This is a genomic window from Clostridium arbusti SL206 (genome assembly GCF_000246895.1).
GTDB lineage: Bacteria > Bacillota > Clostridia > Clostridiales > Clostridiaceae > Clostridium_I > Clostridium_I arbusti.
The window spans coordinates 1-20,909 of sequence record NZ_BAEV01000035.1 but is presented as its reverse complement, the minus strand read 5'-3'; the positions used below and the strand labels follow the sequence as shown (position 1 = coordinate 20,909).

The 20,909-nt window shown below is 30.3% G+C and carries 16 protein-coding genes, 1 other RNA gene and 1 pseudogene; all 18 read right to left on the bottom strand.

From position 1 onward, the window contains the following. Window positions 1-59: 59 nt before the first annotated feature. The 18 genes and pseudogenes from scpC to RH99_RS08285 all read right to left on the bottom strand — a co-directional run bounded on the left by scpC (window position 60) and on the right by RH99_RS08285 (window position 20,732). A complete protein-coding gene (gene scpC, locus RH99_RS08365) occupies window positions 60-1,568 on the bottom strand; it encodes a succinyl-CoA:acetate CoA-transferase ScpC (protein ID WP_010236491.1) in 1,509 nt (502 codons plus the stop codon). A gap of 23 nt (window positions 1,569-1,591) precedes the next feature. After that, window positions 1,592-2,514, bottom strand: a pseudogene (locus RH99_RS08360) (DMT family transporter). A 106-nt stretch (window positions 2,515-2,620) separates the two neighbouring features. Continuing rightward, window positions 2,621-3,913, bottom strand: coding sequence for an acetyl-CoA hydrolase/transferase family protein (locus RH99_RS08355; protein ID WP_010236488.1), 1,293 nt, complete (start codon window positions 3,911-3,913; stop codon window positions 2,621-2,623). Between the two features lie 84 nt (window positions 3,914-3,997). Continuing rightward, entirely contained in the window at window positions 3,998-4,276 is a 279-nt protein-coding gene (locus RH99_RS08350; RefSeq protein WP_010236487.1) for a NifU family protein, read from the bottom strand. Between the two features lie 48 nt (window positions 4,277-4,324). After that, complete coding sequence (locus tag RH99_RS08345; RefSeq protein ID WP_010236486.1) at window positions 4,325-5,782, bottom strand: 4-hydroxyphenylacetate 3-hydroxylase family protein; 1,458 nt, start codon at window positions 5,780-5,782, stop codon at window positions 4,325-4,327. 342 nt (window positions 5,783-6,124) lie between these two features. Next, window positions 6,125-7,558: a sigma-54 interaction domain-containing protein gene (locus RH99_RS08340; RefSeq protein ID WP_010236485.1), complete on the bottom strand. Its 1,434-nt coding sequence runs from the start codon at window positions 7,556-7,558 to the stop codon at window positions 6,125-6,127. 258 nt (window positions 7,559-7,816) lie between these two features. Then, window positions 7,817-9,112, bottom strand: coding sequence for an acyl-CoA reductase (locus RH99_RS08335; RefSeq protein WP_010236484.1), 1,296 nt, complete (start codon window positions 9,110-9,112; stop codon window positions 7,817-7,819). Continuing rightward, complete coding sequence (locus RH99_RS08330; protein ID WP_010236483.1) at window positions 9,109-10,221, bottom strand: LuxE/PaaK family acyltransferase; 1,113 nt, start codon at window positions 10,219-10,221, stop codon at window positions 9,109-9,111. Before RH99_RS08330 ends, RH99_RS08335 begins: the two co-directional genes overlap by 4 nt. Before the next feature lie 448 nt (window positions 10,222-10,669). Then, window positions 10,670-12,139: an AMP-binding protein gene (locus RH99_RS08325; protein ID WP_010236482.1), complete on the bottom strand. Its 1,470-nt coding sequence runs from the start codon at window positions 12,137-12,139 to the stop codon at window positions 10,670-10,672. Beyond that, entirely contained in the window at window positions 12,136-12,378 is a 243-nt protein-coding gene (locus RH99_RS08320; RefSeq protein ID WP_010236481.1) for an acyl carrier protein, read from the bottom strand. Before RH99_RS08320 ends, RH99_RS08325 begins: the two co-directional genes overlap by 4 nt. A 286-nt stretch (window positions 12,379-12,664) precedes the next feature. Then, an RNA gene (gene rnpB / locus RH99_RS18305) (RNase P RNA component class A) lies at window positions 12,665-13,017 on the bottom strand. 64 nt (window positions 13,018-13,081) lie between these two features. Continuing rightward, window positions 13,082-13,801, bottom strand: a complete 720-nt coding sequence (locus RH99_RS08315; RefSeq protein ID WP_010236479.1) for a zinc ribbon domain-containing protein — start codon at window positions 13,799-13,801, stop codon at window positions 13,082-13,084. Window positions 13,802-13,947: 146 nt separating this feature from the next. After that, window positions 13,948-14,763 carry a Nif3-like dinuclear metal center hexameric protein gene (locus RH99_RS08310; RefSeq protein WP_010236478.1) on the bottom strand — a complete coding sequence of 272 codons (816 nt, stop codon included), beginning with the start codon at window positions 14,761-14,763 and terminating at the stop codon, window positions 13,948-13,950. After that, a complete protein-coding gene (locus RH99_RS08305; RefSeq protein ID WP_010236476.1) occupies window positions 14,754-15,446 on the bottom strand; it encodes a tRNA (adenine(22)-N(1))-methyltransferase in 693 nt (230 codons plus the stop codon). The genes RH99_RS08310 and RH99_RS08305 overlap by 10 nt, the downstream gene beginning before the upstream one ends. Before the next feature lie 204 nt (window positions 15,447-15,650). Then, on the bottom strand, window positions 15,651-16,541 hold the full coding sequence (locus RH99_RS08300; RefSeq protein ID WP_010236474.1) for a PH domain-containing protein: 891 nt from the start codon (window positions 16,539-16,541) through the stop codon (window positions 15,651-15,653). 75 nt (window positions 16,542-16,616) lie between these two features. Continuing rightward, window positions 16,617-17,738 (bottom strand): RNA polymerase sigma factor RpoD, encoded by a 1,122-nt coding sequence (rpoD, locus tag RH99_RS08295; RefSeq protein ID WP_010236472.1) that lies wholly within the window; start codon window positions 17,736-17,738, stop codon window positions 16,617-16,619. A 21-nt stretch (window positions 17,739-17,759) separates the two neighbouring features. Then, window positions 17,760-19,532: a DNA primase gene (gene dnaG, locus RH99_RS08290; RefSeq protein WP_010236471.1), complete on the bottom strand. Its 1,773-nt coding sequence runs from the start codon at window positions 19,530-19,532 to the stop codon at window positions 17,760-17,762. A 171-nt stretch (window positions 19,533-19,703) separates the two neighbouring features. Continuing rightward, window positions 19,704-20,732, bottom strand: a complete 1,029-nt coding sequence (locus RH99_RS08285; RefSeq protein WP_010236470.1) for a deoxyguanosinetriphosphate triphosphohydrolase — start codon at window positions 20,730-20,732, stop codon at window positions 19,704-19,706. Between the last annotated feature and the right edge of the window lie 177 nt (window positions 20,733-20,909).

Sequence of the window (20,909 nt, the reverse complement as noted above, 5' to 3'; positions counted from 1 at the left end):
ATCTGAGGGTTCTGCTGACACAGTAGGATTCAAAATAGGCTAGCATACTGACTAGTTATTTATTTGAATATGCCTAACATACTTCCAGTTTTTATGAATTTAGTATGCCATGATAATGCTTTTTCTAGATTATGTGGTGTATTACCTCCACTTAAAGCTATAGCTTCTTTAAAATATCCCCTTAGCATTTCTCTATAATCCGGATGAGCACAATTATTTATTATTGTCTCTGCCCTTTCTCTAGGACACAATCCTCTAAGGTCTGCTACACCTTGCTCTGTAATTATAATCATAACATCATGATCTGTATGGTCAACATGAGAAACCATAGGAACTATTGAAGATATATTGCCTTTTTTAGCAATGGACTCTGTAGTAAATATAGTTAGATATGCACTTCTTGCAAAATCTCCAGAGCCACCAATTCCATTCATCATCTTACTTCCCATAACATGAGTTGAATTTACATTACCATATATGTCTGCTTCCAAAGCAGTATTAATTGATATGACTCCAAGTCTTCTAGCAACACCTGGATTATTACTTATTTCCTGTGGTCTAAGGATTATTTTATCTTTAAAAAACTCTATATCTTCTATAAATTTAGGTAGCATTTCTGGAGATGGACTTATTGATGTGCCAGAAACTACCTTCGCTTTGCCACATTTTATTAGATTCAACATAGAATCCTGTATAATCTCTGTATAGCAGCTTAAGTCTTTGAAATTAGACTTACATAATCCTGCTAATACAGCATTAGCTACACTTCCCACTCCAGATTGAATTGGAAGTAAATTTTCAGGTAATCTTCCACTTTCAACTTCCTTATTTAAAAATCCTATAAGATTATCTGATATAGCCTGGGATGTAGGCGTAATCTTTGCAAGTCCCCTTGCTTTATCTGATATATTTGTAATGACTATTGCACATATTTTATTTGGATCACAGACAATATAAGGTGTTCCAATTCTATCTCCTGGATGTTTTAATGGAATAGGCTCTCTATTTGGCGGATTTTTTAATGTATAAATATCCGACATTCCCTCCAATTCAATAGGCTGTTTTTCATTTACTTCCACTATTATCTTGCTAGCATTTTTAATAAAAGTGGCATTATTACCAATACTTGTTGAAGGAACTATATATCCTTCTTCTGTAATACATACAGCTTCCACTATGGCTACATCTACTTTTGGAAGCATTGAATAATTGATATATTGAGGCATTTGACTTAAATGCATATCACAGTATTTAACTGATCCATCATTAATTTTACTTCTTAATTCAGAGTTTGACTGATATGGAATCCTTCTTTTTATTATTCCAGCTTTTGTCCATTCTCCATCTATCTCTGGCCCTGTAGATGATCCAGTATACAGGGATATATTTAACTTCTCTCCCGACTTTTCAACTCTATCAGATAATGCTTTTGGAACAACTTTTGGGTAGCCAGAAGGTGAAAAACCGCCAATTGCTACTACCATTCCATCTTTTATAAATTCAGCTGCATTATCTGCTGATACAATCTTTTTCAAAAGTTTAGAATTTCTTATTCTATTTTCACTCATACAATCACTCCCTATATATATGTTTATAATTGAACTCCCTTTTTTAATACTCTTTCCTGTTTTTTACCATCTGCAAAATTTATATATGATCCCACTATTATAAATACAATACCCACTATAACGTTTACTTCTATTTTCTCATTTAATATAAGCATTGAGAGTATAGTAGCTAAAGCAGGCTTGATTAGAAACACCATGGATGCTGTTATTGCAGAAGTTTCCCTTACAGCACCAAGATAGAATATATATCCTAAAGCCTTTATACAAACACCCATATATATAAGAACTAAAATATTGTCAAATTTAATTCCTGTAAATATTGGCCTTTTAGTAACAATCAAAATAATTAATAACGCTAATACTCCAAAACAGAAAGCAAAGAAATTAAAAACATATCCACCATAAATACTAATTCTCTTTTTAGTTAATATTGTATAAAGCGCCCAGGTTATAGCAGCAGCAATTGCAAGAATTATACCTATTAAATCCCCTCTACCAGTTAATCCGCTTACAACTTTTATAGGATTAAATATTGCAACTACACCAATCAATGAGATAATTATAGATATTAAAATTGTTTTTTTACTTTTTCTTTTAATATAAAATAGGCAAATGGAACAGTGAACACTGCAGTAGTGCAAAATAGAACTGCCGCAATAGAAGCCTTAGTATAGGTAACTGCAAACTGTAACAGTGACATAGAAACTGTTGCTGAGAGAATTCCACAAATTGCAAGATATATCAAATCATTAGATGCAATCTTAATTTTTTTAGTTTTCATATCTTTCATGGCTAATGGAAATAATACTATTGCACCTATAAGGAACACAATAAACATAACTTGGAAAGGATCCATTTTCCCCCTAATGGATAATAACTTTCCAGAAATTTCTTGAGTACTATAGAAGATGGCAGTTAATATGATAAATATATAACCTTTTTTCAATTTACATCCCCCCAATTAAACCTATTAAACATATATAGTTTGTTAAATTTTCTACAATTCCAAGTTTATTTTTAGTTGCATTACATCCACATAATGCAACTAAAATTTAACGAAATCTTTTTTTTAATTCCTCTGATAAATATTCTCTAAAATCAGGATGTGCAATATCTATCAGATCCTTAGCTCTATCTCTCAGGGTTTTGCCTTTAAGATGTGCAATACCGTACTCTGTTATTATATAATCCACATCATTTCTAGAAGTTGTAACTGCTGCACCTTCATCAAGAATTGGCACTATTCTTGAAACTTTACCTTTTGCAGCTGTGGAAGGCATTGCTATAATAGCTTTTCCATTCTTTGCCATACTAGTTCCCCTTATGAAATCAACCTGCCCACCAACTCCACTTATCTGTTTTATTCCTATACTTTCAGAACATATCTGTCCCATTAAATCTACTTGAATACAAGAATTTATAGAAATCATATCATTATTTTTCATTATGGTTTCAGGATCGTTAACAAAACTTACAGGATACGATTCTACCATAGGATTGTCATTTACAAAATCGTACAATTTCTTTGTACCCATCAAAAATGTAACAACTATCTTTCCATTATGAAATGCCTTCTTCTTATTTGTTATAACTCCATCATTAACTAGTTCAACTACTCCATCGGATATCATTTCTGAATGTATACCAAGATCTTTCTTATCCTTTAGAAATAAAAGTACTGCATCTGGTATAGCTCCAATTCCAAGTTGAAGGGTTGACCCATCCTCTATTAATGATGCACAATATTTTCCTATAGCTTTCTCTACATCTCCTATTTTGGATGGCTGCAATTCTATTAATGGATGTGAAGCTTCAACTATATAATCAATATCAGATACATGTATAAAGGAATCTCCTAATGTCCTTGGCATATTTTCATTTACTTCCGCAATAACAAGTTTGGCATTGTCTGCAGCTGGTTTAGTATAATCATTGGATACGCCAAAACTGCAATACCCATGTTTATCTGGTACACTTACCTGAATTAATGCTACATCTACTGGCAAATACCCTTCTTTAAACAATCTTGGAACTTCGTAAAAGAAACCTGGCGTATAGTCTGCTCTTCCAGAATTAACTGCTTCTCTAGTGCTATTTCCTACAAATAGAGCATTATGCCGAAAATACTTTTCCATTCCAGGTTTAACATATTCACTTTTACCCATAGCCACCATATGAACTATTTCCAGATTATCGTAGTATTTTTTATTCTCTACTAATGCATCAACCAAAGCTAAAGGTTCCCCTACTGCATGCCCAATAACTACTCTACTTCCAGATTTTATATTAGAAACTGCTTCTTTTGCACTAACCAATCTATCCTTGTATATGTCCTTCCAATTCATTTAAACCATCCTTTCTGACTATTGGAATATTTATATATTTTTTCATTCCCATATAATCTTCTTTTGATGTTTTCATGTATCTATTTATATATGTCTGCTAAGTATTTTTCTAGCCATACCTAGAGTCTCTTCACTTATATAATCTATAAGTTCTACCCTTTTGATTTGGTTAAATTCTTCTTTTAAGGACGCTTCTACTATATCTTCAACAGTATATTTAGCTGAAGCGCAACAGCTACATTGACCTAGAAGCTTTATTTTAACTACTCCATCTTCTATACCTAATACTTCAATATCACCATTATGACTTTGAAGATATGGTCTTATCTTTGTCTCTATTACCTTTAATAATTTTTCTTCCATAATTCAGCGCCTCACCTTCAAAATAATACTTAGATAAACCTATAAATTCTAATCTTCTTTTATTTGGGCTATGGCTTTTGCAAGTGCCTTTTTCTTACCTAAATTCCCCTGTCTTGATATCATTATTCTTTGAGCCTGTGGTGAACCTGCTCCATGCATGGATTCAGTTCTATAGCCTACTGCTGCTGTACCAAGGCTTAGATTCTCTATTAATCTGAGTATTCTCATTCTATTCTCTACAGGTACTGATTCAGCTCCTACTAAATATTTCTCTATATACTTTCCTGTAGCAGGATTATTGTAATCCTTTTCCGAAGGCATAGTAACCATTAATCCACCAGCTATATCTTCTGCCAATCTTACAATCTCATATGGGAACCTAGTAACATTCTGTTTGCACACATTAGCAAGTAATAAATCTATCTGGTAATTTTTTGCTTTTGTAGGATAGCCCTCAGCGGAACAGGCAATTCCACAAGCATATAGAGTTTCATTTAAATGCATCATTTCGATTAGTTTATCTTTAATATGTGATACTCTTGGTACTCCGTTATATTCGGCAGCTACTGCAGCGGCTCCTATCAATACGTCTCCAACACCTACTTTACATCCACCATAACTTTGTCTATGATATCCTGCAAATCTTTCTACTAACATTCCTGCATATTCAGTTTCACCATTTAAGAATATCCTATCATTTGGAACAAATACATCATCAAATACTACTAATGCTTCTACTCCTCCAAATTGCTTGTTTCCTACATCGATGTCTGCACCAGCTTCAGATTTCCTTGTATCACAAGATTGTCTACCAATTATCATAGTTATTCCCTTGGTATCTGTAGGTACTGAAAAAGCTATAGCATAATCTTTATCTTCTGGTCTCATAGCAATGGTTGGCATTACCAAAACCTCATGAGAATTACACATACCTGTTTGATGAGCCTTTGCTCCTCTTACAACTACACCATCTGGCCTTCTTTCAACTACTCTTAAATATAGATCTGGGTCAGGTTGTTTACTTGGAGATAATCCCCTATCTCCCTTTGGATCTGTCATAGCTCCATCTACTGTCAAGTCACTTCTCTGAACATAAATCAAAAACTTTTTAAAGTTTTCAAAATAATTAGTGTGATACTCCTGATCTATTTCGTAAGTAGTACTATACACTGCATTAAAAGAATCCATTCCAACACATCTTTGAAAACAGGCTGCGGTTTTTTGTCCTAATAGTCTTTGCATCTTTACTTTATTTACTAGATCCTCTGTATTTTTATGAAGATTAGTAAATCTATTTATCTTTTCCCCTGTTAACATAGATGTGGTGGTCATTAAATTCTCATATTCTGGTATCTGAGCTAAGTCATATGTCATTTTTACCGAATTAAGTGAAGGACGAAGTATTGGATCATCTATAGGATTATCTATCTTTTTTCCCATCATATAGATATTCAATTTTAATTTACGCAAACTCTCCACATATTCTTCACCAGTCATTAAAGCCATTACAATCATCCCTTTCAAGAATCAATTTTCATTACACAAGTATATATGTAGCAAATACCATGCCAATACTTATAAATATTTATAAAAGTATCTGTAAATGCCTAATTGTCTGCTATTACACTTGTATTAATTAAAATTGATAAATATTCCATATTGTAATAATATCGTTTTCATTGCAATAATGCATCAAGAAAAAATTTCTGAATATACTGAATTATACTTATTATTTATTAACTAACACAAGAGGCAAGAGACTTTGTGAAAAAAATATCTAAGTTTCTCCTAATAAAAAAACTGAATTCATTTTTGCAACAAGTTGTATTTTTGCAACGTAGCTATTGTTTATATTTTGTGCTTGTCTTTATATCGTTTTCTTTTTCTAACAAGAGTAGAAGCATCTATTCCAAGCTCCTTTGCCGCTGCCCTTACATTACCATGTCTATTAAAGGCTCTTTCAATTAAATTATTTTCAAGCTTTTCTACTGCTTCTTTTAAATTTATACTTTTAATATTAAATTCGGTATTCTCATTACCCCATATTTCTTTAATAGGAAAATCACTTCTAAGTATATTGTTACCATGACTCATAATTACAACTCTTTCTATTATATTTTTTAATTCCCTTACATTACCAGGCCATCTGTATTCTTTTAGGGAATCTAGAGCACCGCAGGTGATTACTTTATCCAAATTATATTTTTTATTGAATCCACTTAAAAAGTGATCTATTAAAGGCTTTATATCATCCTTTCTCTCCCTTAGAGGTAATATTGTAATAGGCACTACATTTAATCTATAATAAAGATCTTCTCTAAAAATCTTTTTTTCTACCATTTTCTTTAAATCTCTATTAGTTGCTGCAATTATTCTAACATCAATATGGATTGTGTTTGTACCACCTACTCTTTTTATTTCTCCCTCTTGAAGAACCCTAAGAAGCTTAACTTGCATATCAATTGGAAGTTCTCCTACCTCGTCCAAAAAAACTGTACCACAATCAGCCAATTCAAAGAGACCTATCTTTCCATCCTTGTTAGCACCAGTAAATGCTCCCTTCTCGTATCCAAATAATTCAGCCTCTATAAGATTGGATGGTATGGATCCACAGTCTATCTTTATAAAACTCTTATTAGCTCTATTGCTATTTTTATGAATGTACTTAGAAAATTCTTCTTTACCAACACCAGTTTCCCCAAGTATAAGTACCGTAGTATCTACCTTCGCCACTTTTCTTGCCATCTCAAGAGTATTAAGCATTTTTTCATCTTTAACTATAATATCAGAAAAATTCAATAACTGTTTTCTCATTGCCTCTAAATGTGAGTAGTATTTTTCTGTAAGTTCTTTATTCTTTTTAAATTTCTCCTTTAGCTCGTAAAGTTCTGTAACGTTTCTCACATTTGTAACCACCATTATTATTTCTTCTTTGTCATTAAAAATAGGATTACTGGAAATCAATACAGTCTTACCACTTTTAAATTTTTGTTCAATTGTGACACTTTTTTTATTTTCTAAAACCATAAGTGTCCCTGATCTAGAAATATAATTTTTCTTTTCTAGATATCTCATATTTTTTCCTATCATTTCATCTTTCTTCATTCCCGTAATTTTTTCATAAGACTTATTTGCAAATATAGTGTTGCCATCACCATCAGTTATATATATACCATCATAGGAACTGTCAATAATCTGATGCAAATGCTTTATTTTTAATTGCAAAGTTTCTATGTCTCCTTTTAACAAACTATTAAAATCTATTTTTTCTTTACTCTGCATAATACAATCTCCCTTCACAATCAGGTATATGGTAATCATTTTGATTTTTGTGAAAAAAAACACAAAAACATGTTATAATTTTACATCATATAAATTATAGCATGTTTTTTGTACCTTAAGTAAGAGAAATCACTAGTAATAACGTTAATTTTACTCTATTAATTGATTTTATATATATTATATCTCATTATTAATAGTTAAATAATTAACCATCGTAAAAGTTTTCACAATTGAATATATATTTTTAAATTTCAAACCTCAGTCTTCCACTATTAAACAACACCATCTCACAAGTTCATTTATCATAAAACATCCATCCCAGGGAGAATCATAATTATTCATAGAACCTACATTTACAACTCTATCTACTCCAGCGGCTGTAACAGACTCTGAAAACTTTAAAGTTTTATCTTTATCTCCAATTGCATAACCTATAGTCTGTATTCTCCTTGTAATGAGATCTTTTATATCAAATATACTATCTATTTCCTTTACAAAAATACATCTTCCACCTACTGGTTCCTCTAAAGCTATATTTTTATTTATTAGAATAGTATAATCCAAACCTTTACTGCAAAGAAGATCCTTATCCAAACTAAGACCATATATTCCTCTATGATTTATTATCTTTGCAGCTGTAGCTTCATCCACAACATTTTTATACCTTTTTCCCACTCTTTTAAATGCATCTTCTATTCTTTTAGAAATATCCTTTATTGATATGTTACTTTTCTCTATAAACAACATCTGTGGAGAAGAACAGGAATTTTGTCCAAACGTAATTATGTCCAATATTAATCTGTTTATGTATTTGTCACATTGCTCCCCTTCTATAATACCTTTATCAAAAACTGAAAATGAATACTTAGGACCAAAGATTATATCCTTGCAAGTAGTTTTTTTAGGCAGTACCGTAATATGTTTTACGGCTGCTTCTCCTCCCCATATAATCCTTGAGTCAGCTATAGCCGACATATTCTCATTAAGTTTTTCATCACTACTATCAAAGTATATTAAGCAGATATTTTTAAGTATATCCTTAGAAGAATATATAATATTTTTATAAGTTATCTCTATATTATCCAGCTGCTCTAATAATTTTATTACTATGTCTATACTTTTTTCAGGCACTCTAAGAATATTGGAACTTTTAGCTATAATAGCTTGAAAAACTGAATAAAGTGCCAAAGTATAAACATTACCTGCTATCCAGTGGCAGGCAATTCCTCTACCCTGAGCCTTTATTAACTTTCCATTTTCCCTGTATATAAACTTATCTAGATATTCTTTATTCCCTAAATTTATCTCTATCAATTTCTCTATGTTTGATTTTTTTAAATAAAGAGAAAGATAGGAAACTCCTTCTACTTTTAAAAGTTCTCTATTTTTACGTATTCTTTTGCTAAACTCATCTAAAATTAAAATAATAGCTTGTGAAGGTATTGAATTCAATAATCTTAAATTATCCTGTAAACTGCTGTATATATGTTTAAATTCATTAAAATTTATTCCTTTGTGGTATACACTGCCGTTTAATAAATAACAATTTATCATTTATTACTCTCCCTTTCTGCAAAAGTATCTCCACAACCTCTAGTTTCAGTTTTATCAACTCTAGCTTTAAATTTAAAATATTTTCCCTTTCTTCCGCATTTACAAGTGTCAACCCCAACTAATTCACCCACATCCTCTGTTAAAATGGCTTGAGAAGGATAACTAGACCCCAATATACTCATAACCTCTATAATTCCACTTTGACCAAATTCCACTTCTTCTAGGCTATTAAAATCTCGTATTATAACTTCTGCAAAATCCGGCACATGTTTATAATTATATTCACAATCTGTAAAAATCACACCTAACTGTTCTACCATTCCGTAAAAATCAATAATGTTATTTTTATCAGTACCAAATACTTCTGCAGTTCTTCTATTGAATTCCTCTTTTTCAACCATTTCTGATGTAAGCTTCTTCCATCCCCCACTATGCAATAATTTAATATTAGGCATTGATAATCTTATACCTTCATCTTCTAGAACTCTTACAAATTTACTCCAAATTATATAGGTGAATCCATAAACTAAAATTTCCCTATTTTCATTTTTAGCTGAAAACTCTTTTAACCTATTTATATTTATCTTTATATTTTCATTTTCGTTATCCATTATATAAGTTATACTGCTTGCAAAATTATTTATACCCCTAATGGCTGCTCCTCTGGCTCCTAATGTGCTACCTCTTTTATTAGCAGATTCTGTGTCCAAAATAAGGAGAGGTCTTCGCTTACTTCCTAAAAAACTTTTCAAAGTAGAAATAAGTGCCTGTGATTGATGAATAGCGGTAATTCTATCTAAATATACTTTGCTTGGTATGCCTGTAGTAGTCGAACTGGAATTCAATATCTTTATAACAGCTTCCCTTTTACAGGTTAAGAGATCAAACTTTTTAAACATGTTTACTGGAATAAATGGAATCTCCTCAAGACTTTGAAGCCTTGGAACATTTATATTTAACTTTTCATACATAAGTCTTATGTTCTCATTTGTTTTATTAGAATCTAGCTGAGCTTTAATAATGGGAAGTAAAAGTTTTTCCTTTTCTTTTTCACATATTTGAAATTGATCCCTTAGAACTATATTTTCAATCAAAGATTCTATTTCCATATAAACCACCTATTCAATCTTATTTACATCTATTTGAAGCAAGTTCTTAATTCAGGTGGGGATTCTTTTACCCCATCTGAATTTTAGAACTGCAAATGCATGGCTTACTTGGCGTCGAACTCCCACTTGAAGAAAAGCAGACAAAACAAAATTTATTTTGTATTTGGTCGCTTTCACAGAGTGCAAGTAGAGAGCCCAAATTTTAATTTGGTGCGAATCACTTTCACAGAGTGCAAGCAGAGAACCAAAATCTTCTTTTCGATTTTGTGTGAATCGCTTTCACAGAGTGCAAGCAGACAAAACAAAATTTATTTTGTATTTGATCACTTTCACAGAGTGCTTTGGAAACTTACGCCAAGTTAGTCAGGTGAAATTTTTTGGATACTTTATCCAACTCTAAAAGTACTATGTTAAATCATTACTGCTGTTTTAATTTTATCTATATTTTTTACATACACTTTAAATCTTTAAAAATAACCTTTCCTGAGGAATTTTTAGGAAGCATTTTTAAAAATTCTACCTGTTTAGGAACCTTAAATTTAGGTAGCCTATCATTACAATAGTGAATAATATATTTTTCATCTATAACATTACAATCTTTCTTTAAAACCACAAAAGCCTTTATCGCTTCACCCAAAATATCATCTTCAACTCCTATAACTGCACATTCCACTACTTGCTGTATAGAAGCTATAATATTTTCAACTTCTTTAGGACTTATCCTATTTCCGGCACATTTAATTATGTTCTTTTCTCTAGAAACTATAAATATATAGCCCTCTTCATCTTTTAATGCCAAATCTCCTGTATAGAGAAGTCCATTTCTAAGTACCTTTTTTGTTTCATCTTGGTCATTAAAATATCCCTTCATTATATTTCCACCCTTAGCTACAATTTCTCCAACTTCGCCTGCCTTAACAGGCACACCTTTTTTATCTAAAATCATCAATTCTGTACCTGGAATACCCTTACCTATGGATCCCAATTTATCTTTAATACGGTTTGGTGGAAGATATGAAAGCCTTGCAGTGGCCTCAGTTTGACCATACATAATATATATGTGCACATTTTCAAGCACACTACACAATTCAGATATAACAGTTTCTGGAAGACTTCCTCCTGCTTGCGTTAAATATCTTAAAGAAGGCAATTTACAATCTTTAAGCTTTGTCATTCTAAGTAATATTTGATAGGTACTTGGTACTCCAGCAAAACCAGTACAATTATATTTGTTAATATGCTCTATAACCGTTTGCGGAAACATAAATCTATTATTTATAACTAAGCTTCCACCGCATTTAAAATGAGTATTTAAAAGGGATGTTCCATAACAATAATAGAAGGGAAGTACAACTTCTATCCTATCCTTTTCAGTCAAATTAAGGTATTTTATTATTGAGTTAGTATTATACATCAAATTATAATGAGTTAACATTACACCTTTAGGTTTTGAGGTAGATCCTGATGTAAACATAATTAAAGCCGTGTCCTCTTTTATATTAACAGAAGGTTCTAATATTAGTTGTAATTGATCTCCACTGGTATCATTCTCACTGTATAATAAAATATTTTCATCAATTAGCTTTTCTATTTTACTTCTATACTTTTCCTGGCAGAATATCAGTTTTATATTTAGAGCCTTTATAATATAGACTAAATCCTTTTCAGATATTGCTGGATTAATGGGAACACATACATTTCCATTCTTAATGACTCCAAAATAAGTTTTTATAAAAAATAATGAATTTTCAGAAACTATAAGTACGCTATCCGTCTTTGAATAATTAATCTGCTGAAGTATATATACTATATGTTTTATACTCCTATATATCTCACTATAACTTGTTTCCTCTTTATTTATTACAGCTATCTTTTTTAAATCCTTAGATTTATTAAATACATAGTCTGTAAATGTCATATTTCTACTCCATATTTTCCAAGTATCTTCTTTATATCTCCAATTGTGTACATCCTAGATGTATCAATTACATCAATACTTATTTCAAATTTATCTTCAAGACCGGCTACAAGCTCTATATGTGCTAGTGAATCCCAGTCCTTTATTTCATCTGGTCCCATTTCGTCTGTAATTTTATCTATATCTTTTATATTTAAAGTACTTATGAGTAGCTTTTTTAACTTGTCTATATTTTTCATAATGCTTGCACCTCCAGACATTTTACTTAATATATACAGCAATTATTGTACCAAATATTCTTGTACCTTGATATTAGCAGATATAGCAATGCTTCTTAAATTTACTTGTTGCATTGCTGCATCCTTTACATTGTATAAAGTATATTATAATGACAGTTATATCAAAGAACTTTCCTATTAAATACTATAATAAATAATTTGTTGCCAGTATGCATCTTGTTTCTTTTTTGCAACACAAAATATAAAAAAATTACAGACTGCTAAAATAAGCAATCTGTAATTCTTATGGACGAGCACGCCTGTAAGCCGAGTTCTGTGTTAGACAATCATCTATCTAGGCCTATTGTTACCATATAGGCTCAAGCGATACACCCAAAGACGGAACGGGCAATTCCATAAAGTCTTCCTATTCGATCTTGCTCCAGATGGGGTTTACATAGCCACATAGTTGCCAATGTGCTGGTGAGCTCTTACCTCGCCTTTCCACCCTTACTAGTATAGCTAAAAGCTACCTTTAGCGGTATATCTCTGTTGCACTTTCCTTAGAGTCGCCTCCACCAGGAGTTACCTGGCACCCTGCCCTATGGAGCTCGGACTTTCCTCTCCTGCAAAAGCAGCAGCGATTGTCTGGCTTACTCGCATAGAATATGATATCACATTATACTTATAAAATCAACTTTTTTTTTAATTCACTTATCTTCTGCTAAATTTTTTCTTCATCACCTACTAAAATTCTTCCACAATTATCACAATAAACTATATCCTTACCTTTAGATATACTATCTAGTGTCATGGAGGATACTTTCATTTTACAACCTTCACATACCTCATGATTTAATTTCACAACTACAACTTTTCTTTTTTTTAGCATATTATAGAAGACTTCTAATTCATCCTTTGGGATCAACTCTTTTAATTCTTTTATCTTACTCTCTGATTCTTCCAGTTTATTCTTTGCCTCATGCATTTTTCCATTAGTTACTTCCTTGTAGTTATAAAAATTATTCTTAACATTTATTAAGTCCATTTTAAGTGATCCTATATCAATTTTCAATTTCTCCTCCACTTCTAAAAGCTCTATAGCTTTATCTTCAAGGAGTCTTAATTTTTCTTTATTTGTCTCAATATTATTTTGAAGTGCATTAATTGATTTCATATCATTGGCTGAGTTATTATATAAATCATGTTCATTTTTATCTATTTTGTTCTTAAATTCTCTTAATTCTTTACCTATTGAAGCATATTCAGTTCTTAGATCTTGAAGAGCTTTGCGCTTTTCATTATACTTATCTTTCATTTCTTCAAATTCTTTTTTCATCTTTTTTAACAAATAAAGATGTGATCCATCATTTAAAACCTTTTTACCTTCTTCAATATCCCCATAACATTCTTGAAGTTGAAGTAATAATTTTGAAATACCCATACCATCATTCCTCCCTAAATCTATAATAAATAAGTTTTTAAGGCTAATTTATTTATAGTTTTTTAAATAATAAATTAGTATTCATTAAATATTTTATTATTTATCTATATAAACAAAACGAAGTAAAAATAGTTATAATACTATTTCTACTTCGTTTTGTATGGGTCTCTTGTAGATTCTGATAATAATACAGAATTGTTATATCCCAATTTATTAATTTTATTTTTAAGGTTAGATGCTACTTCTTTCAATGCAGGCCATTCTGTTCCAAAGTGACCTGCATCTATAACCGCTATACCCATTTCATTATAATCACTAGCATAATGATAAGTTACATCGCCTGTTATTATACAGTCTGCACCCATGCCTCTACTCATATCCATATAATCACTTCCACTACCATTAATCAAAGCAACTTTTTCAATAAGCTTATCTTCCTTACCAATATAAGTTATACTGGTAAGATTAAGTTTTTCTTTAACTATTTTACACAATTCCGCAAGTGTTATTTTCTTATTTAAACGAACAATTCTACCAATGCCAGAATTTCCATCATTAAATCCACTAGCTGTAGACTGCTCTATTACTACTGAATTGGAAAATCCTAAAATCTTTACTAAAATATCATTTAATCCACCTTGTACAGAATCCAAATTAGTATGACTAGAATATAAACTTATATCATTTTTAATTAATTTAATAATTTTACTGCCAAGAAGAGTTTCAGTTGTTATTGAAGATGGTTTCTTAAAAAGCAAAGGATGATGTGTGAATATAAAATTACAATTTTTCCTTTTAGCTTCATCAATAACATTTAACGTACAATCTAAAGAAACCAAAATAGAACTTATGTCACTATCCAAATTTCCAACCATAAGCCCTACATTATCATAGTTTTCACTTAACCTTTTAGGTGCAGCCTTCTCCATAATAGAACAAATATCTTTAACTCTTAAAGACATTTCAACATCTCCTTAAGTTTCATGATTCTTTTTTCTAATTGAACTTTCCTAACTTTAGCCAATTCAGTAATATTAACTATACTATTTACTATCTTATCATATTTTTTAATTTTAAAACAGATATATTCTTTTAAAAGTGGATGTTTTTTTTCAAGCAACTTTTTACTTACTTCATAGTATATGTCATCATCTAGTGTTTCAAGCTTATGGTCATATTTAATTTTTATTATTTCATAGTATTTATTTTCATCCTTGCAAAGTTCTTCATCTAGTATCTTATATCCACTTTCACAAATATATCTTCTAAGTACATCTGCATTTTGAACTGGTTGTAAAATTACATAATGCAAATTTTTGAAAATATCCATACTTTCTTCTATTATATCTCTTATTAAATTTCCACCCATTCCTGCTATAATGGCAACATCTATCTCATTTTTTGAGATTGTTGTTAACCCAGGTCCTAGTCTGCACTGAATCTTATCTTCCATATGTGAAAATGCAACATTACGTTTTGCCTTTTCTACTGGACCCTTATTTATATCAGAAGCTATTACAGTTTTACAAAGTCCTTTTTCTACTAAATATATAGGTAAATAAGCATGATCTGTACCTATATCAGCAATACAATTACATTTTTCCACCATATCTCCAATGCATCTTAATCTATAACTTATGTCCATTCTTACACTCCTATATATAAGGCATCTTCAAATAAATAACTAGTCAGTATACTAGTATATTTTGAATTATACTACGTTAACAGAACCTTCTTATAGCACCACTATCATCGGAACCTGTTTCCTTGTATAATTTAAAATATACGTCGCATCTTTGACTTGTTATTTATTTTCACATGCCTAAATGAATACCCTGTTCTAATTATTTTAAATAACTTTTGATATTATTCTTTGCTGAATCAATAAAAAAATTACTGCTATACCTAGCGAAATATACAAATATTTATACGACGTCTTTTTATGATGTTTTGCACTGAAATTAGCAGCAAAATACATGCATAATAATATTGCAGCATTAAAAGCGCTGTAACTCATCTGTTTAAATAAGAAATCCCTGCTTGTACCAATAATAGTGGGTTGAAACTTTATATTAAAACTCAATGCCATAGATGAAGGAAGTAAGCCTTTATAATATAATATTAGTGGTCTCAATGTAAAAAACACAATTATAACTATTGACAAAATTAATGGTATATTGAAATGATTGTCCTTATATAATCTTACTGGTTTAGTTTTTTCCGGGGACCATTCACCCATGCCTATTCCCATATGTATCAATCTATCTTCAAAAATTTTAGAATCTTCCGGAGAAACTCCATACACTTCATCATTATCTTTTAAATAAAATACATTTTTATTTGAAGTTACATACATATTCACAAATCCAAGCTTTTTAAAAAAGCATTTACCTATGGCAAAATTCTTTTTCCCATATCCACTTAACCTTACAGCATTAATAATACCCTGTGACTTAGTATAAGCTTCCATTTCCTTAAATAGTAGTTTAGATTTTCTGAGACCAAATAAAGTTATTATGTAGAATGCTTCATTATCCATAGAATATCTTAATGTAAGAAATAGTGCTATATTATAAATTTGATATATATTAAAAACAAGTAAAAATGTCCTCAGAAAAATATCAAGTAAATAATCATTTAAATATATTGATCCTAAAACAATAAATATATCACATAAAATTGTTATTATGATTATAAATTGGCTGCCTTTTTTTCTGTCCAAGGGTTTAAACCATTCCATCCTATCACCTTCTTAAAAATTATTATAGCATAAAAACTGCAGTCAAATTCACTTGATTGCAGTTTTTATAGCCTACTAATCTAAATAATCTTTTAGTTTTTTGCTTCTACTTGGATGTCTTAGTTTTCTAAGTGCTTTTGCTTCTATCTGTCTTATTCGCTCTCTTGTAACATTAAATTCTTTTCCAACTTCTTCAAGAGTTCTAGCTCTTCCATCATCAAGTCCAAATCTTAATCTAAGTACTTTTTCTTCACGAGGAGTTAATGTATCAAGTACGTTAATAAGTTGTTCTTTAAGCATTGTAAATGCAGCTGCTTCTGCTGGTGCTGGTGCTTCATCATCTGGAATAAAATCTCCAAGATGACTATCTTCTTCCTCACCAATAGGTGTTTCAAGAGAAACTGGTTCTTGAGCTATTTTCATTATTTCTCTTACTTTATCTACTGGCATCTCCATAATCTTTGCTATTTCTTCTGCTTGCGGTTCTCTTCCAAGTTCTTGAAGAAGTTGTCTTGAAACTCTTATCAATTTATTAATTGTTTCCACCATGTGTACTGGTATTCTTATAGTTCTTGCCTGATCTGCTATTGCTCTTGTAATTGCCTGTCTTATCCACCAAGTAGCATAGGTACTAAATTTATATCCTTTTCTGTAGTCAAATTTTTCCACAGCTTTTATAAGTCCTAAGTTTCCCTCTTGTATTAAATCTAAAAATTGCATTCCTCTTCCAACATACCTTTTTGCTATACTTACTACAAGTCTTAAATTAGCTTCTGCCAATTTCTTCTTTGCTATCTGATCTCCGTCTTCTATTCTCTGTGCAAGACTAATTTCCTCATCTGGTGATAATAATGGCACTTTACCAATTTCTTTAAGATACATTCTAACGGGGTCATCTATAGCTATTCCTTCTGGAACTGATAAATCTAATTCTTCCTCTTCAACTTCTATATCTTGAATATCTCCAACAATATCAATACCCATTGTTTCTAAAACTTCATATACTTTTTCAATCTGTTCTGGACTAAGCTCTATATTTTCTAATTCATCCATTATTTCTTTGTAAGTTAAATTACCTTTTTTCTTGCCTTTATCTACCAGTTTTTTTACAAACTCCATTTTCTCACTTTGACTCTTTATACTAACTTGTTTTTTACCATCCTTTACCGCTACTTCCTTTAGTTTCTTTTCTTTCATGGAAATATCCTCCTCTCGTCTTTATAGTAAGTTATTTATTTCTCCTTGAATTACGTTTAGCTCTTTTACCATCTGCAAAGATTCTTCAAGCATTCCCTTTGCTTCATAATATTTTATCTTCTTCATGATTTCTTTTTTTGACTCCTCTAATTTAAATTTTTTCATATTTACAATATAATCATCAATAAGATTCTTCATATCACAATGAGTATCATTAAATTTCTCTTCACAGATATTTATCCATTCAGAAGAACTCTTCGCATCGTCACATTTAGTTTCTATTATCTTTTTTCTGTCTTCTACATCTAAATCTTTATTTTCAATTAGCAAGTTAAATATCTTTTTATGACTTTCCATATTTAAATCATTGCATTCTACTTTATTTGTAATATATTCATAGATTTCTTTATTATCAGTCATAAGTTTTAGCAATAATCTTTCTGCTTTAATATAAGCAGGCTCTAAGTATAATTTTTGTCCATATTTATCCATATTATTCACTGTTTGTAAATCATTAGTATTTTTTTGCATTTCTTCACTTAAAAGGTCATAAATTGCCTGTTCTTTTATATCTGTATTTTCTGAAACTCTTTTAATATAAACATCTTTTTCAATGGGATCAAGATCTATTAAAATATCAGCTATTCTCTTTATATAGATAGGTATTTCTTCATTATTGTTAAAATTAATATTATCTCCTGCCCTTTTAATTCTATAGTCTATAAGAGGCATAGCATTTTTTATAAGTTCTTCAAAAGCTTCTTTTCCATTATTTCTTACAAATTCATCAGGATCTTTTCCTTCTGGTACTTTTAATACTTTTACAATAAGTCCAACATCTCTTAATATTTTTAAACCTCTAAGTGTTGCAGTTTGACCTGCTGTATCCGCATCATAAGATATAATTATGTTATCGGCATATCTTTTTAAAAGTTTTGCTTGGCTTACCGTAAGTGCTGTGCCAAGTGATGCTACTACATTAGTAATTCCATATTGATGAAGCGTTATACAATCCATATAGCCTTCAACTATTATAAATGTCCTTTTATTATCTTTCTTCAGTGCAAAATTTAATCCATATAGGTTTATTCCCTTTTTAAATAAGGCTGTTTCTGGCGAATTTAAATATTTTGGTTTTGAATCATCTAAAACCCTGCCTCCAAACCCGATAACTTTGCCTTTATAATCAAATACGGGAAATATAACTCTGTTCCTGAATCTATCATATTTGTTTCCCTTTTCATTTTTTATTATTAAACCAGCATTTATTAGATCTAAATCTGAATATCCCTTTTTCTTCAAAAAATTTACTATTCCATGCCAATCATCTAATGCATAGCCTAATCCAAAACTTCTTATTGTGGATTCCGCTATACCTCTTCCTGTAAAATAGCTTTTTGCCTTTTTATTTGAATTTAAATTGTAAAAGAAAAATCTTGCTGCCTCCACGTTTAGTTTTAAAAGTTTATCATTAGCATTCTTCTTTTCACTATTTCCCTTTTCTAAATAATCTAAATCCATATGAATTCTTTCCGCAAGTACTTTTACAGCGTCTATAAAAGATAAATTTCGTGTTTTCATGACAAAAGTAATAACATTTCCTGCCTCACCACATCCAAAACATTTATATATCTGCTTATCTACAGATACACTAAATGAAGGAGACTTTTCATTATGGAAGGGACAAAGTCCCATATAATTTCTGCCAGTTCTCTTAAGGTTAACCTTCTCAGATATTACATCTACAATATCATTCTCATATTTAATTTTTTCTATAACATCTTCAGGTATCACTAGAACATTCCACCCAACTAATTATTTTAACACCAAGTATCTATTATTTCGACAAAAACATCAAAATTCCTTCTTATTTTTAATATTTTTTAAATTTATTATTATATATTTAATATTCACAGCTTATTCTACCAAATTTATTTATAAATTATTCCAATTATTTTGATTATTTTAATAAACTAATAGCTTTGGTACATATTTTTCATTAAAGGTTAGAAGACAGTAATCATCACTCATTCCTGATATATAATCAGCAACTCCTTGATATAGTCCTTCCTTTTTAACTATATCTTTGTAAAATTCTGGCAGTTCCCTTTCATTCTTTATAAAATAAAAGAAAACTTGTTCAAGAATAAACTTAGCTTTTTCTCTTTCAATTTTAAGTTTGCTTCCATTATATATATTTTTAAACATAAAACTTCTAAGTCCCAAAAGTGCATCTTCAAATTTACCACTTAAACTTACTTCTATTTTACCCTTTTCTATGTTTTTAATAGTATTATATATACAATCCTTAACCAAACTATCTATTCTAGCACCACCCTTAGAACCTAAAATTTCTATATACTCCTTTGGGAGTTCTTCTTCTTGTAGAATTCCAGCTCTTATGGAATCATCTATATCATGATTTACATAAGCAATTTTATCACTATATTTTACTACTTGACCTTCTAAGGTAAAGGCTCTTTGCTTTTTACTTGAAAAGCCACTATGATTAAGCACTCCATCTAAAACTTCCTTAGTAAGATTTAATCCTTTGCCTTGATTTTCAATTTTAGTAAGTACTCTTATGCTATTAATATTATGCTTAAACCCATTTGGTAAAAGCTCATTTAAAACTTCTTCTCCATTGTGTGCAAATGCCACATGGCCTATATCATGCCCTAAAGAAATAGCTTCTATAAGATCTTCATTTAAACCTATTCCCTTCCCTATAGTTCTAGCAATTTGTGATACTTCAACAGTATGGGTAAGTCTTGTTCTATAATGGTCACCAAATGGTTTAATAAAGACCTGAGTTTTATGTTTTAACCGTCTAAAAGATTTACTGTGAACTATCCTATCTCTGTCCACCATGAAACAGGTTCTTATTTCATCAGATTTTTCTTCTCTTTCTCTTCCTGTTGTATTTACAGAGATAGTTCCACAATTATTTATTACTTTTTTTTCCTTTTCCTCAATTATCTCTCTTATACTCATTTTGATCACCTTTCCTACATATTTTATTCTATAATAATTACTAAAACTCCTTTTTTTTATTCCTATTCTTTTAAAAATATTATACTTACATAATATATGTATCTATTATTTTATCAATAACCTTATATTTAAACGTATATTATAAAAACTTTATTAATATGCTTATATACTACGTGT